Source organism: Streptomyces yerevanensis, assembly GCF_000716805.1.
In the GTDB taxonomy this organism is placed as follows: Bacteria; Actinomycetota; Actinomycetes; order Streptomycetales; family Streptomycetaceae; genus Streptomyces; species Streptomyces flaveus.
This window is the reverse complement of sequence record NZ_JNWJ01000015.1, coordinates 1-14797: the sequence shown is the minus strand read 5'-3', so window position 1 is coordinate 14797 and position 14797 is coordinate 1. Positions and strand designations below refer to the sequence as shown.

Annotated in this window: 10 protein-coding genes, 2 tRNA genes and 1 pseudogene; 9 read left to right on the top strand and 4 right to left on the bottom strand. The window is 70.8% G+C overall.

Going from position 1 to position 14797, the window contains the following annotated elements; genetic code table 11:
- Positions 1-223: 223 nt before the first annotated feature.
- Complete coding sequence (locus tag OP79_RS17725) at positions 224-1093, bottom strand: bifunctional DNA primase/polymerase (protein ID WP_033321214.1); 870 nt, start codon at positions 1091-1093, stop codon at positions 224-226.
- Between the two features lie 165 nt (positions 1094-1258).
- Between OP79_RS17725 and OP79_RS17720 the strand changes: the two genes are divergently transcribed.
- From OP79_RS17720 to OP79_RS17690, 7 genes are all read left to right on the top strand, one after another.
- Positions 1259-2422 carry an acyl-CoA dehydrogenase family protein gene (locus OP79_RS17720; RefSeq protein ID WP_033321213.1) on the top strand — a complete coding sequence of 388 codons (1164 nt, stop codon included), beginning with the start codon at positions 1259-1261 and terminating at the stop codon, positions 2420-2422.
- Positions 2419-3456: a bifunctional MaoC family dehydratase N-terminal/OB-fold nucleic acid binding domain-containing protein gene (locus OP79_RS17715; protein WP_033321212.1), complete on the top strand. Its 1038-nt coding sequence runs from the start codon at positions 2419-2421 to the stop codon at positions 3454-3456. Before OP79_RS17720 ends, OP79_RS17715 begins: the two co-directional genes overlap by 4 nt.
- A 1-nt stretch (position 3457) precedes the next feature.
- On the top strand, positions 3458-4537 hold the full coding sequence (locus tag OP79_RS17710; protein WP_033321211.1) for an acyl-CoA dehydrogenase family protein: 1080 nt from the start codon (positions 3458-3460) through the stop codon (positions 4535-4537).
- On the top strand, positions 4534-4989 hold the full coding sequence (locus OP79_RS17705; RefSeq protein WP_245685354.1) for a MaoC family dehydratase: 456 nt from the start codon (positions 4534-4536) through the stop codon (positions 4987-4989). The genes OP79_RS17710 and OP79_RS17705 overlap by 4 nt, the downstream gene beginning before the upstream one ends.
- Positions 4986-6158 (top strand): lipid-transfer protein, encoded by a 1173-nt coding sequence (locus tag OP79_RS17700; RefSeq protein WP_033321210.1) that lies wholly within the window; start codon positions 4986-4988, stop codon positions 6156-6158. The genes OP79_RS17705 and OP79_RS17700 overlap by 4 nt, the downstream gene beginning before the upstream one ends.
- Positions 6159-6397: 239 nt before the next feature.
- Positions 6398-6952, top strand: coding sequence for a SigE family RNA polymerase sigma factor (locus tag OP79_RS17695; RefSeq protein ID WP_033321209.1), 555 nt, complete (start codon positions 6398-6400; stop codon positions 6950-6952).
- A 142-nt stretch (positions 6953-7094) separates the two neighbouring features.
- On the top strand, positions 7095-8771 hold the full coding sequence (locus OP79_RS17690) for a long-chain fatty acid--CoA ligase (RefSeq protein ID WP_033321208.1): 1677 nt from the start codon (positions 7095-7097) through the stop codon (positions 8769-8771).
- A gap of 87 nt (positions 8772-8858) precedes the next feature.
- Here OP79_RS17690 and OP79_RS17685 read toward each other — a convergent pair whose 3' ends face one another.
- Together OP79_RS17685 and OP79_RS17680 are read right to left on the bottom strand one after the other, a co-directional pair.
- A complete protein-coding gene (locus OP79_RS17685; RefSeq protein WP_078491849.1) occupies positions 8859-13313 on the bottom strand; it encodes a PAS domain-containing protein in 4455 nt (1484 codons plus the stop codon).
- Between the two features lie 233 nt (positions 13314-13546).
- Complete coding sequence (locus tag OP79_RS17680) at positions 13547-13996, bottom strand: SSI family serine proteinase inhibitor (protein WP_033321207.1); 450 nt, start codon at positions 13994-13996, stop codon at positions 13547-13549.
- 257 nt (positions 13997-14253) lie between these two features.
- Between OP79_RS17680 and OP79_RS17675 the strand changes: the two genes are divergently transcribed.
- Positions 14254-14344: transfer RNA gene (locus tag OP79_RS17675), tRNA-Ser, on the top strand.
- A gap of 197 nt (positions 14345-14541) precedes the next feature.
- A tRNA-Arg gene (locus OP79_RS17670) sits at positions 14542-14614 on the top strand.
- 83 nt (positions 14615-14697) lie between these two features.
- Here the strand turns inward: OP79_RS17670 and OP79_RS58530 are convergent.
- A pseudogene (locus tag OP79_RS58530) lies at positions 14698-14797 on the bottom strand (helix-turn-helix domain-containing protein); the annotation flags it as partial.

Genomic DNA, 14797 nt, shown 5'->3' with positions numbered 1-14797 from the left:
TCCTCTGGCCAGGACATCGCTCGCTAGTCCTGCGCTGCCGAAGAAGGGCCAGGTCACGGACCTCATCGGCAATGTTTCTTGGCCGGTCTTGAAAACCGTCGTGGCAGCGATGTCACCGTGGGTTCAAATCCCACACCCACCGCGCAGGTCAGAAGGATTGCAGGTCAGAAGGGGTGTCTCTCGCTGAGAGGCACCCCTTCTGCGTCAGGAGCCCGGTCCTCCTTCACCCCCGTCGGCCTCCCACCAGCCGCCGGGCCGACCCCACCGTCGACCGTGCCTCCCGCTCCGAAAGGCCCACCTGGACCGCCGCGTCCACCAGCGGTTCGACGAGCTCGTCGCCGATCCCGTTCTCGTACGCCCGGCAGGCCGCCCAGAAGAGGCGGGTGTTGCGTTGGCCCTCGTGGGCGGCGGCGACGAACTGGACCAGACCCTGGCCGTGCCCGCCCGCTGAGGACGGCGTGGGGTGGTGCGTTCGGGGCGGGGGCGTGAGTAAGCGCAGGAGGGCGCGTGGGCAGGGTGCGGGCGCCAGGTGGGAGGTGCCCGGAGCCGTGCCGTAGACGCCGTGCGCGGTGCGCGAGCCGGGGCCGACGAGGTAGCCGCCGGCGCCGCGGATGTCGATGCCGGGGGCGAGGCGGCCCGCGGAGTTGGGGACGACGACGTCGGGTGAGCCGGACAGCCACAGATGGCGGCCGCCGCTGGGAGTCAGGACGACGACCGTCTCCGGGATCGTGAACAGATGGCGCAGGGCGAGTTCGCGCAGCGCCGCCGAGGAGTCGGTGCCCGATTTGGTGTCGAGGTCGATGCCGATGAGGTGGTGTGGCTCAAGACCGCAGGCGATGCCGTAGCCGGTGGCCCAGGGGGCGGCGGCGAAGAGCTCGCGAATGCGTTCGGGTTCGGTCGAGGCGTCGTACACACCGTGCCCGAAGCGCCCGCACTCCCCGTGGCAGGGCGGCGCCGTCGGGTCGTCGCGGTGCGGGGAGCGCAGTGCCGGGAGCTTGGTTCGGGACAGCGGGAAGACGGCCAGTCCGCGTTCGGCGGCTGACAGCGCGTGTGCAAGGGCCAGCGTGGTGGCCTGCCGGTCGATGGTGGCCATGACTCCATGTTCGTACGGGTGTTCGAAAAAAGGAAGAGGGGGCGGCCCCGTGGAGGCGGTTGGGCCTCGGTTTCGACGGGGTGTTTCCGGCGACCTTGACAGTCCCCAGGATCTGACGGACAGTCAGAAATCCTTGTTCGTACGAGGTCCGGGAGGGCCGTCGTCGTGCACCTCGCCCCCACCGAGCGCCAGCGACGGCTGCGCGCCGAACTCCGTACGTACTTCCGGGACCTGATGCCTGACGGGCCGCTGCCCGCCGCCGATTCGGGGCGGCAGCGGGCGCTTCTGCGGCGGATCGGCGCCGACGGCTGGTTGGGGCTGGGCTGGCCGGTGGCGTACGGCGGTCAAGGGCGCGGCGCCGATGAGCAGTTCGTGTTCTTCGACGAGGCCTACCGGGCGGGCGCACCCGTCTCCATGGTCACGCTGAACACGGTCGGGCCGACGCTGATGAAGTACGGGACCGAGGAGCAGAAGGACTTCTTTCTGCCGCGGATTCTGCGCGGGGACGTCGTGTTCGCGATCGGGTACTCGGAGCCGTCGGCCGGGACCGATCTCGCCTCGCTGCGGACGCGCGCCGTGCGTGACGGCGGGGACTGGATCGTCGACGGGCAGAAGGTCTTCACCTCCAACGCGCAGAACGCCGACTGGATCTGGCTCGCCTGCCGCACCGACCCGGACGCGCCCAAGCACAAGGGCATCTCGATCCTGCTCGTGCCCACCGACGCCCCCGGGTTCTCATGGACACCGATCGAGACAGTGGGCGGGCTGACCACGACGGCCACGTACTACGACGAGATCCGCGTTCCGGCGGGCAATCTCGTCGGCGAGGAGAACGGCGGCTGGGGTCTCATCACCAACCAGCTCAACCATGAGCGGGTCGCGCTCGCGGCGATCGGCATGCAGGCCGAGGACTTCTACGCCGCCGCGCTGACCGCGGCCCGTACGCCCGATCCGGTGACCGGGCGGCGCAGGGTTGACGAGCCGTGGGTGCGATCGAGACTGGCCGAGGCGCATGCCCGGCTGGCGGCATCGCGCCTGCTCAACTGGCGTTTGGCGGGGGATGTCGGGGCCGACCGGCTGGCGCCCGGCGATGCGAGCGGCGTGAAGTTCGCGGGAACCGAATCGACGGTCGCGGTGTATCGAATGTGTCAGGAAATTGTGGGAGCGGACGGGCTGATCCGCTCGGGCTCGCCGGGTGTGTTCGAAGGCGGCGAGCTGGAGCGGATGAACAGGGCGGCGCAGATCAACACGTTCGGGGGCGGGGTGAGCGAGGTGCAGCGGGAGATCGTGGCGACGATGCGGCTCGGGATGACGAGGGGGCGGCGGTGAGCGAGGAGTCCGGCGGGGACCTCGACGCACGGCTGAAAGCGTACGAGGGGCGGGCGGCAGCGGTCGCGGGAGTGGGCAAGGACCCGGTCAACGAGCCGATGATCCGGCACTGGTGCGAGGCGATGGGAGACAGGAATCCGGCGTATGCGGGGCCGGATGCCATAGCTCCGCCGACCATGCTCCAGGCGTGGACCATGGGAGGCCTGTCCGGTCATTCCGGGCATACGGGGCGGTCGCAGGCGTACGACGAACTGCTCGGGCTGCTCGACGGTGCCGGGTACACCTCCGTGGTCGCCACCGACTGCGAGCAGGAGTATCTGCGGCCGCTGCGGCCGGGGGACGAGATCACCTTCGACTCGGTGATCGAGTCGGTCTCCGCGCGCAAGACGACCAAGCTGGGCACGGGGTATTTCGTCACTACGCGCATGGATGTACGGGCAGGGGATCGGCCGACGGGGACGCATCGGTTCCGGATCTTCAAGTACGCGCCCGCGGTCCGGAAACCGAGGGCTCCGGAGGATGCGGCATCAGAGACCGGGGCGGCGGCTTCAGAGGCTGCGTCACCGGCGACGGCCGCGACCGCTTCAGAGGCCTCGACGGTGTCACAGCCCCGGCGTCCTCGTCCTGTCGTCAACCGTGACAACGCCGGGTTCTGGGAGGGCGTGGCCCGGCACCGGCTGCTGATCCAGCGCTGCGACGGATGCAGGACATTGCGCTTTCCCTGGCTGCCGGGGTGCAACGCATGCGGGTCACTGGAGTGGGACACGGTCGAGGCGAGCGGCGAGGGCACCGTGTACTCGTACGTCGTGATGCACCACCCGCCCTTCCCGGCCTTCGATCCTCCCCATGCGGTCGGACTGATCGAACTGGACGAGGGTGTGCGGATGATCAGCAACGTGGTGGGGGTACCGCACGAAGAGGTACGGATCGGGATGCCGGTACGGCTCGAATTCGAGCAGGCGGACGAGGAGTTGGAGCTGCCGGTCTTCCGTGCCGTCGCGGCCGTCGCGCCGGTCGAGGGGAACGGGGGCTGACATGGACTTCACACCCACACAGGAGCAGGCGGCGGCCCGTGAGCTGGCCGCGCGGATCTTCGGCGACCTGTCCACGCATGAGCGGCTCGCCGCCGCCGGGACGGGCAGTGATGCCGAGCTGTGGAAGGCGCTGTGCGAGGCCGGGCTCGTGGCCGCCGTCGAGGACATAGGGCTCCTCGGGCTGGTGCTCCTGCTGGAGGAACAGGGGCGGACGACGGCCCAGGTGCCGTTCGCGGCGAGCTGTGTGTACGGGCTGTCGGCGGTGTCGGCGCATGGTTCGGCGGAGCAGCAGGAGCGGCTGCTGCCGGGCATCGGGGACGGGACGGTGGTGGTGAGCGGGGCGCTGCGCGGAGCGGCCGTACGGGAGGAAGGGCCCGGCGGGTTGAGCGGTACGGTCGCCGTGGTGCCGTGGCTCCGCGAAGCCACGCATGTCCTGGTCGCGGACGATGCGCGTCGACTGTGGCTGGTGCGGACGGGTGAGGCCGAGTGTGAGCCCGTCGAGCTGACGGCGCCCTGGTCGGCGGGGCGGCTGACGCTGGACGGCACGCCGGCGGAGCGGCTCGGCGACGGGGCGGGAAACGAGGAGGCGTACGAGAGCCGTGCGTACGACGACGTGCTCGCCACCGCGCGTACCGCCTTCGCGGGGCTGCAGGCCGGGGTGTGCGCGGGTTCGCTGGCCCGGGCGGTGGAGCACACCAACACCCGCGAGCAGTTCGGACGGCCGCTCGCGGCCAAGCAAGGGGTTCAACTCCGGGCAGCGGACGCGTACATGGACACGGAGGCGATACGGGTCACGGCGTACGAGGCGGCCTGGCGACGTGACGAGGGGCTGGAATACGCCAGTCATGCGCTGACCGCCGCATGGTGGGCCTCGGAGGCGGGGCAGCGCGTTGTGCACACGGGTCAGCATCTGCACGGCGGCATGGGAGCCGACCTCGACCATCCCGTGCACCGGCACTTTCTGTGGGGGCGGCAGCTGGACGCGTATCTGGGATGCGGGAGCGAACTGCTCCAGGAGCTGGGGGAGTTGATCGTGAACGGAGAGGGCGAGGGAGAGGGAAAGGGGGCGGTGGAGGCATGAGCGCCGGTGTCGGGCAGATGGTCTGTGTCGGCGATGAGCTGCCGCCACTGGAGATCGAGATCACCCGCACGCTCATCGTCGCCGGGGCCATCGCGTCGCGCGACTACCAGGACGTGCACCACGACGCGGAGCTCGCACGGCAGAAGGGCTCGCCGGACATCTTCATGAACATCCTGACGACCAATGGTCTGGTCGGCCGCTACATCACGGACCACTTCGGTCCCACGGCCGTCCTCCGCAGAGTGGCGATCAGACTGGGGGCGCCCAACTACCCCGGAGACACGATGGTGTTGACCGGCACGGTCGAGGAGGTCGCGGAGGTCGAGGGTGAAGACGCCGCGGGCAAGACGGTCACGGTGAAGGTGGCCGGGGCCAACGGCATCGGCAAGCACGTCACGGGGACGGTGATCGTGACGGTCCCGGGCGGCACCGACGGGGTGGGCCGGTCATGAGCGTACGGACGAGGGACACGCTCGGCGGACGGGCGGCGGTCGTGGGGATCGGGGCCACCGAGTTCTCCAAGGACTCGGGGCGCAGTGAGCTGCGGCTGGCGGTGGAGGCGGTGCGGGCCGCGCTCGACGACGCGGGGCTCACGCCGGCCGATGTGGACGGCATGGTGACGTTCACGATGGACACCAGCCCGGAGATCACGGTCGCCCAGGCGGCCGGTATGGGGGAGCTGTCCTTCTTCTCGCGGATCCACTACGGCGGCGGGGCGGCCTGCGCGACCGTTCAGCAGGCCGCGCTCGCGGTGGCGACGGGGGTGGCCGAAGTCGTGGTCTGCTACCGGGCGTTCAATGAGCGGTCGGGGCGGAGATTCGGGTCCGGGGTGCAGCGGCGGGAGCCGTCGGCCGAGGGTGCGGCGCTCGGCTGGGGCCTGCCGTTCGGGCTGCTCACGCCCGCCTCCTGGGTGGCGATGGCGGCGCAGCGCTATCTGTACACGTATGGGCTGACGTCAGAGGCGTTCGGGCAGGTCGCGGTCGTGGACAGGAAGTATGCGGCGACCAATCCGGCGGCGTACTTCCACGGCAGACCGATCACGCTCGCCGACCATGCCGCCTCGCGTTGGATCGTCGAGCCGCTGCGGTTGCTGGACTGCTGCCAGGAGACCGACGGCGGTCAGGCCCTGGTCGTCACCTCCGTGGAGCGGGCGCGTGACCTGCCGCAGCCGCCCGCGGTGATCACGGCGGCGGCCCAGGGCGCCGGCCGGAGACAGGAGCAGATGACCAGCTTCTACCGGGACGATCTGACGGGGCTGCCGGAGATGGGGGTGGTGGCGCGGCAGTTGTGGCGCACGTCCGGGCTGACGGCGGCCGAGATGGACGTGGGGATTCTGTACGACCACTTCACGCCGTTCGTGCTGATGCAGCTGGAGGAGTTCGGGTTCTGCAAGCCGGGCGAGGCGGCGGACTTCGTCGCCGAGGAGCGGCTGCCGCTGAACACACACGGGGGACAGCTCGGGGAGGCGTACCTGCACGGGATGAACGGTGTGGCGGAGGCGGTACGGCAGCTGCGCGGGACGTCCGTGAACCAGATACCCGACGCCCGACGGGTACTGGTCACGGCGGGCACAGGGGTCCCCACCTCGGGGTTGATCCTGGGGGCGGATGACGGAGGCTGAACACCGAGTGGGCCGCGTTGCGCTGCTCCCCACAGCCCATCCGTACTCCTCCGGAACCGCGCGGCGCCCCCGTACTACTCCTGAGGGAGCGGTCTCTCAGGGGTGGACCCTCAGGGGTACGGGCCGTTACGTCCACCTCCAGGAGGTGGAGGTGGCACCACTCCTACAACCTGAGGCGGACAAGGCTTCAGGACCTCCGGCCGATCCGCTCGAGTAGGGGGCGATCCTAGCGTGGAGCCATGACCACACCCGTCTGCACCAGCGCTTCGAACGCCGCTACGCCAAGGGCCCAGACCCTCGCGTACCCGTCGTTCGCGTCGTACGTGAAGGCCCGCCAGCCCGTGCTGCTGCGTACCGCGCGCTCGCTGACCGCGAACCCCAGCGACGCCGAGGATCTGTTGCAGACCGCACTGGCGAAGACGTATGTCGCGTGGGAGCGGATCGAGGACCACCGGGCGCTCGACGGTTACGTCCGCCGGGCGCTGCTGAACACGCGGACGTCGCAGTGGCGGAAGCGGAAGGTCGACGAGTTCGCGTGCGACGAGCTGCCGGAGCCCCAGGCTCCGCCGGCCGGGGATCCGGCGGAGCAGCAGGCGCTTCACGATGCGATGTGGCGCGCGATCATGAGGTTGCCGGCGCGGCAGCGGGCGATGGTCGTCCTGCGGTACTACGAGGACCTGAGCGAGGTCCAGACGGCGGAGGTGCTCGGCGTCTCGGTCGGCACGGTCAAGTCGGCGGTGTCGCGTGCGCTCGGCAAGTTGCGTGAGGACCCGGAGTTGGAGCCGGTTCGCTGATCTGTGCTCGACCGCCTCACAAAGCCCGGTCTCGCCACGGAAGCCCTGCACAGCAACGTGATCGATCATCCCGGTACTAGTGACATACCGCGCGGTATGTGCGCACAATCAGCCCCAAACCTTTCACGCCACCGCGCAGGCAATGTCGCCCCGGGAGGACGCCGTGCAGAGCACGATGCAGGACGTACCGCTGCTGATCTCAAGAATCCTGACCCACGGGTCGACCATCCACGGATCGTCGCAGGTGATCACGTGGACCGGCGAGGGGGAGCCGCAGCGGCGGTCCTTCGCCGAGATCGGGGCAAGGGCCGCCCGGCTGGCGCACGCTCTGCGGGAGCTCGGAGTCGAAGAGGGGCAGCCGACGGGCACCTTGATGTGGAACAACGCCGAGCACGTCGAGGCGTACTTCGCGATCCCCTCCATGGGCGCGGTGCTGCACACGCTCAACCTCCGGCTGCCCCCGGAGCAGCTGGCCTGGATCGTGAACCACGCCGCCGACCGCGTGGTGATCGCCAACGGTTCGCTGTTGCCGCTGCTCGCGCCGTTGCTGCCGCATCTGAAGACGGTCGAGCATGTGATCGTCTCGGGTCCCGGCGACCGTTCGCTGCTGGACGGGGCGTCGGTCCAGGTGCACGAGTACGAGGAGCTGATCGACGGCAAGCCGGAGACGTACGACTGGCCGGAGCTGGACGAACGCCAGGGCGCGGCCATGTGCTACACCTCCGGGACGACGGGTGACCCCAAGGGGGTCGTCTTCTCCCACCGTTCCGTCTATCTGCACTCCATGCAGGTCAACATGGCGCAGTCCATGGGCCTCACCGACCAGGACACGTCCCTCGTCGTGGTCCCGCAGTTCCATGTGAACGCCTGGGGGCTGCCGCACGCCACGTTCATGACCGGTGTGAACATGCTGATGCCGGACCGTTTTCTCCAGCCGGGCCCGCTCGCCGAGATGATCGAGAGCGAGAAGCCGACGCACGCCGCTGCCGTCCCCACCATCTGGCAGGGGCTGCTCGGGGAGCTCAAGGCCAAGCCGCGGGACGTGAGTTCGCTGACGCAGGTCACCATCGGCGGCTCCGCCTGCCCACCCTCCCTCATGAAGGCCTTCGACGAGCTGGGCATGCGCGTCTGCCACGCCTGGGGCATGACGGAGACCTCCCCGCTCGGCACGATCGCCCGGCCGCCGGCCCATGTGATCGGTACGGACGAGGAGTTCGCGTACCGCATCACGCAGGGCCGCTTCCCCGCGAGCGTCGAGGCCCGGCTGGCCGGCCCCGGTGGCGAGCGGCTGCCCTGGGACGGCGAGTCCGCGGGCGAGCTGGAGGTACGCGGTCCATGGATCGCGGGCGCGTACTACGGCGGCCACGGCACCACCGAAGCCCTGCGCCCCGCCGACAAGTTCAGCGAGGACGGCTGGCTCAAGACCGGTGACGTCGGCACGATCAGCTCCGACGGCTTCCTGACCCTCACCGACCGCGCCAAGGACGTCATCAAGTCGGGAGGGGAGTGGATCTCGTCGGTGGAGCTGGAGAACGCGCTCATGTCCCACCCCGACGTCGCCGAGGCCGCCGTAGTCGCCGTCCCCGACGAGAAGTGGGGCGAACGCCCGCTGGCCACCGTCGTCCTCAAGGAGGGCGCCACCGCCGACTTCAACACCCTGCGCGCCTTCCTCGCCGAGGAGGGCAAGATCGCCAAGTGGCAGCTCCCCGAGCGGTGGACGGTGATCGAGGCGGTGCCGAAGACGAGCGTCGGAAAGTTCGACAAGAAGGTGCTGCGCAGGCAGTACGCGGCGGGCGGTCTGGACGTCACGCAGATCTGACGGCTTTTCGCCCGCTATGTGGGCCGGTACGTGAGTGGGGGCGCTGTTTCACGTGAAACAGCGCCCCCACTCACGTACGCGAAACGATCAGTTCGTGCCGATCCGCGCCAGCAGGTCCACGATCCTGCTCTGCACCTCGCTGCTCGTCGAGCGTTCGGCGAGGAACAGGACCGTCTCCCCCGCGGCCAGGCGCGGGAGTTCGGACTGGTCGACGGCGGCGGTGTAGACGACGAGCGGGGTGCGGTTCAGCTGGCCGTTCGCGCGCAGCCAGTCGACGATTCCGGCACGACGGCGGCGTACCTGCATCAGGTCCATCACCACGAGGTTCGGCCGCATCTGCCCGGCCAGAGTGACGGCATCCGCGTCGGACGAGGCCCGCGCGACCTGCATCCCGCGCCGCTCCAGCGACGCGGTCAGCGCCAGCGCGATCTCCGCGTGCTCCTCGATCAGCAGCACACGTGGTGGGTGCTGCTCGCTGTCGCGGGGCGCCAGCGCCTTCAGGAGTACGGCAGGGTCGGCGCCGTACGCCGCCTCGCGCGTCGCCTGTCCGAGTCCCGCCGTCACGAGCACCGGAACCTCGGCGGCGACGGCGGCCGTACGCAGCGACTGGAGCGCCGTACGCGTGATGGGACCGGTCAGCGGGTCGACGAACAGCGCGGCCGGGAACGCGGCGATCTGCGCATCCACCTCCTCGCGCGAGTGCACGATCACCGGCCGGTAACCGCGGTCGCTCAGCGCCTGCTGGGTACCGACGTCCGGCGCGGGCCAGACCAGCAGCCGACGCGGGTTGTCCAGGGGCTCTGGAGGCAGCTCGTCGTCCATCGGCTGCGGCAGGGGCTGGTTCGCGACCTCGACCGCGCCGCCGGGGCCGTCGAGCGGCTCGGGACCCTCGGCGGCATTCTCGTCCGGTGCTCCTATGGCGTACGAGCGGCCGGGGCCCTCGGTGGCGTCGGCCGGCCGGGGCTCGGACGCGGGCGCGGTCGGCTGGGGCTGGGTCGCGGTCGGCTGGGGGTGCGGGCGGGCCGCCGTCTCCGGGTGCTCGGCGGCGGGGGCGGGCTCGGGAATGGCTTCGTTACGGGTGCCGAGCTTGCGGCGGCGGCCGGAGCCATTGGTCGCGTGGGGAGGAGGGGTCGGGGCCTGCGGCTGGGGTTGGGTCTGAGCTTGCCGCTGGGGTTGCTGCTGAGCCTGGGGCTGTGGCTGGAGAGTCCCCAAGGGCGTGGGCTGGGGCTGCTGGGCGTCGCTCATACGGCGGCCGAAGGGGACGCCCTGCCCGAGCGTGCGGACGCTGATGGCGCGTCCCTGGGTGGAGTTGGGGTCCACGGGGGGCGCGGCGGCAGCGGGCGCCGCGGGAGGTGGGGCTTCGGCGGGGAGGGGCTGGGCTGTGCGGGGCGCGTCCGCTTCTGCCGGGGCCTGGTGTGTGGCGGGGGTTGCGGCCTGGGAAGCCGGGAGCTCGGCCGTGCCCGGCCAGGGCTGGGACTGGGGCTGCTGAGGGCTCGGAGCCGCCATGGGCTGAGGCTGAGGCTGAGGCTGGGGTTGCGACTGAGGCAGGGCGTTCTGCGCGACAGCGGTGCCCTGAGGCGACGTACCCGCAGCGGGGATACCGCCCGCAGGCGTGGTCGCGGCAGCGGCCTCCGCAGGAATCCCCTGCGGAGGTACGCCCTGCGCCGGGACCACCGGCTGCGATATGCCCTGCCCGAAAGTACCCGGCTGGGGCATGCCCTGCCCGGCAGTCCCCGGAACGGCAACGCTCTGGCCGGGAGCTCCCTGTTCCGGGAGACCTTGCGCGGCAACGGGCTGTCCGGGAACACCCTGGGAAGCGTCACCTTGCGCGGGAATCCCCTGAGCGGGAGTGAGTTGTGCGGGAGCCCCTTGAGTCACCGCCTGCGCGGGCGCCATCTGCCCGGGAACACCTTGCCCCGCCCCCGTGGCATCCCCCTGCCGAGCCCGCCGCCGCCCGGTGGGCGCCGACACCGGATGCGGCTGTGGCGGAGTGTGATCCTCAGCCGGGTCGTGCAGGGCCACATCATGACGACCGTCATCGGCCTGCCCGTGACTGACCTGCTCCTGACCGACCTGCCCGTGACCGACCTGGACCTGACCGGTCTGCCCATGAGCCTGCTGCGCGGCGTACTGCTGAGCGGCGTACTCAGACCCACGGTCCGCCTCCGCCGGCGGCAGCGCGAACACCGAGCGCGGCTCGGCCTCCTGAGCGGCCTGGCGCTCGGCCGCCGCGGCCAGCGCACGCCGACGCCGTCCGGTCGGCTGGCCGGTCTGCTGATCGGCTCCGTCACCGCCCTGACCCATCGGCAGCGCTGCCGGCAGCGCCTGCCGCTCACCGCCGAGCTGCCGCGCACGCTGCCCCTCGGGCGCGGGCACGCCCTGCGGAGGCACTGTCGGCCCGAGCCCGGTGGCCGCGGCACCCGCGGCATGCTCGGCCGCGGTCACGACCGCACCCTCGGCAACCCCGCCGCCGCTTTCCGCGGGACTCGGCCGCCCTCGCCGCCGCCCGGTCCCCCCGGACACCAGGGCACCTTCACCGGTCCCCTGTGCCGGAACGGGCACCTGCGGCACCTGCGACTCATCCGCCGCGGCCCGCCTGCGCCGCCGCCCGGTGGGTGCGGCTGCTCCGGTCTCCGTCCCCGCTCCCGCCCCCGTCTCGGCCGAGGGAGTGACCTCGCTCTCCAGGAAGGCGTCCACCGAGGCCCGCCGAGCCCGCCGTCGCCCGCCACCCGCCTGCGCGGGGGCCTGCTCGCGCAGTGCGACCGCGGAACCGGGCCCACCCTCCGCCGAGGCAGCCGAGGCACCCGAGCCCGCAGCCACATCCGTACCAGCCGCCTCCAAACCAAGAGCCGGCGCCGGCGCCTGAGCGGAAACCGCCCCGGCCCCACCCCCGATGGGCACCTCGAGCACGAACGCGCTGCCGCTCATCCCCGGCACCTCATGCGTCTGCAGCACTCCACCGTGCGCCCGCACGATCCCGCGCACGATCGGCTCGTGCACCGGGTCTCCCCCGGCATACGGCCCCCGTACCTCGATCCGTACGACCTCGCCGCGCTGGGCCGCCGCCACGACGACCGTGTTGTCCATGTAGCCACCGGCCGAGACCGGCGCGTTGCCCGTCGAGTCGACGCCCGCGACGTCCGCGACGAGGTGCGCGAGCGCGGTCGCGAGCCGCTGCGGGTCGACCTCGGCCTCGATGGGCGGCGCGTGCACGGCGAACTGCACCCGCCCGGGCCCGATCAGCTCGACGGCTCCGTCGACACCGGCCGCGACGACCGCGTCGAGCATGACCTTCGTCCGTACGACGTCCTCGGCCCCGGCGTCGAGCCGCTGATAACCGAGCACGTTGTCGATGAGTGTGGTGATCCGGGAGTAGCCGGCCGAGAGGTGGTGAAGTACCTGGTTGGCCTCGGGCCACAGCTGTCCGGCATCGTCGGCGGCGAGGGCGGACAGGTCGCCGCGCAGCTGGTCGAGCGGGCCGCGCAGGGACCGCCCGAGCACGGCGAGCAACTGCTCGTGCCGCGCGGCCAGCGCCTCGTACCGGTCCTTCTCCCGCTCGGCGAGCGCCGCGTACCGGTCGTCGCCCGCGGCCAGCTCCTCCTCGTGCGCCTCTCTCAGCCCGGAGAGTTCCCGGCCGTGCTCGTCCCGGAGCGAGTTCAGCGCCGCGGCATGCTCTTCGGCGGCCCGGGCGAGCTCCTCCTGGTGCTGCTTGGCCGCCGCGTCCTTCTCCTCGACGAGAGCGTCGTACGCCCGCCGGTCGGTGAAGGTCATCACCGCGCCGACGAGCTGGTCCCCGTCCCGTACGGGCGCGGTCGTCAGGTCGACGGGCACCTGGTCACCGCTCTTGGACCACACCACCTGCCCGCGCACCCGGTGCTTGCGCCCCGAGCGCAGCGTGTCGGCGAGCGGCGACTCCTCGTACGGGAAAGGCGTGCCGTCGGCGCGCGAGTGCAGCATCAGCGGATGCAGTTCCTGCCCGCCCAGGTCGCTGGCCCGGAAGCCGAGTATCTGCGCGGCGGCCGGATTGACGAGGACGACCCGCCCCTCCATGTCGGTGCCCACCACGCCCTCGGCGGCGGCCCGCAGAATCATCTCCGTCTGCCGCTGCGAACGCGCGAGCTCGGCCTCGGTGTCGACGGTGCCGGAGAGGTCGCGTACGACGAGCATCAGCAGCTCATCGCTGGTGTAGCCGGAACTGTCGTACGCCTGGTGGCCGTTCTCGAGATTCGCGCTCGTGACCTCGACCGGGAACTCGCTGCTGTCGGTACGCCGGGCCATCATCCGCCGCGGCTTGGTCCGCCCACGCGGGTCGATGCTTTCGGGTCGGCGCATGGAACCGGGGATCAGCCGGGAGTCGAACTCGGGCAGCAGATCGAGCAGCCCGCGCCCCACCAGAGCGGTGCCCGGGGCTTCGAAGGCCTCCAGGGCGATGGTGTTGGCATTGACGACGGTCCCATTGGCGTTGACCAGCACCAACGCATCGGGAAGCGCGTCCAATATGGCTGCGAGGCGAGCAGCGCCTCGGGATGGCCTGCTGCTCACGAGACGCTTCCTCCCTGTTACCGCATCTTGCCGACCGCGGAGGCCATCTTGCCAACCGGTCCGCCACGTGTCACGAGAGGGAGTCTACGGGCAGAGGTTGCGCTCGCGACGCCGGATGAGAGGGAGGTCGCACGCAGAAGACAAGTAGAGAAGACGCAGAAGCTGTGACCTCCCCCTTTAACCCCGGCTCTTCAACCCTCCTCTTCAGCCCTCGCCCTTCAGCAGGGGGCGACTCAGGAACCGAGCTTCGGAAGCAGGGGCACCATGGCGTTCCACCGCGCGATCTCACACCCGTCACCGCGCCCGTACGTGGCGTGGACGGGCCGCCCGGCCCACGTCCCCGTGACGCGAGCGGTGGCCGGACCGCCGTACTGCATCGTGCACATCTCCCCGGGCTCGACGGGCGCGAACGGGTCCTCACCCCAGCCCGTCCGTCTGTCCAGCCGCTCGCAGGCGCCCTCGGCGTCGGGATGACTGCCACCCTCTGGATGACACTCCAGCTCGTACGTCCCGTCCAGCCCGTCCCCCGCGTCGCTGACCGTCACGGTGAGGCGATCGCTGTCGGGGGCCGGCGGCGGCACAAGGGGAAACGGTTCGGCGTACGCGGCCGGGGGCGCCGCGGCGAGCATGGCGAGGGAAGCCGTGGCGGAGGCGGCTGCGGTGAGGGCGAGACGGCGGAACATGGGGGGCTCCACGAAGTTCGGGGCGGGTTGCGGGCGATGGGCGGTCTGCGGTCGGTCCACGGTCGATCTGTGGTCGGATCGCTGGTCCGGGGCGCAGGCCCACCCCTTTAACGCTGCCCGTCCCGGGACGTTGCGTCGCGTTACGCCTTTGCTCTTCGCCCTTTCCGCCTAGTACCGTGGGGGGCGATTGGTGACACCCCGCTGGGCTGTGTCATCATCTGCACGCATCCACTCGCGCTCGCGCGGGCGGCTGTGCTGGAGGCGTCGCCTAGTCCGGTCTATGGCGCCGCACTGCTAATGCGGTTTGGGACTTCAATCCCATCGAGGGTTCAAATCCCTCCGCCTCCGCCTCATGATCCTGAAGCCCTGGTCACGACTGGCCGGGGCTTCGGTCGTTCATCGACCGTTCCATGGCCGTTTCCGCAGGTCATGCAGGGTCGGCTAAACGGATTTCGCCAGGCGGCACCAGTCATGTAATGTTGTTCCCGCGAAGCCGACGGGGCTCAAAAGCCCACGAGGAAGAGCCAACACAACAGAACACACAGGCACTCGTAGCTTAACGGATAGAGCATCTGACTACGGATCAGAAGGTTGCAGGTTCGAATCCTGCCGAGTGCACACTGTGATGTCTCAGGACATCGGAATGACCCCGAACCCACGACTGGGTTCGGGGTCATCGTCGTTGTGGGCCGGGAGCGCGGCTCGAACGCCGCCTCGCCCTCGGCGCGGTAGCGGGCCACCAGTCGGCTGACCCAGCCCTGTGACACCCCGTAGGCGCGAGCGACCTCGCCCTGGGTACGG

Coding starts and splice junctions, on each gene's coding strand:
- OP79_RS17725 (WP_033321214.1), bottom strand. CDS start 1,093: ATGGCCACCATCGACCGGCAGGCCACCACGCTGGCCCTTGCACACGCG.
- OP79_RS17710 (WP_033321211.1), top strand. CDS start 3,458: ATGGACTTCACACCCACACAGGAGCAGGCGGCGGCCCGTGAGCTGGCC.
- OP79_RS17705 (WP_245685354.1), top strand. CDS start 4,534: ATGAGCGCCGGTGTCGGGCAGATGGTCTGTGTCGGCGATGAGCTGCCG.
- OP79_RS17700 (WP_033321210.1), top strand. CDS start 4,986: ATGAGCGTACGGACGAGGGACACGCTCGGCGGACGGGCGGCGGTCGTG.
- OP79_RS17695 (WP_033321209.1), top strand. CDS start 6,398: ATGACCACACCCGTCTGCACCAGCGCTTCGAACGCCGCTACGCCAAGG.
- OP79_RS17690 (WP_033321208.1), top strand. CDS start 7,095: ATGTCGCCCCGGGAGGACGCCGTGCAGAGCACGATGCAGGACGTACCG.
- OP79_RS17680 (WP_033321207.1), bottom strand. CDS start 13,996: ATGTTCCGCCGTCTCGCCCTCACCGCAGCCGCCTCCGCCACGGCTTCC.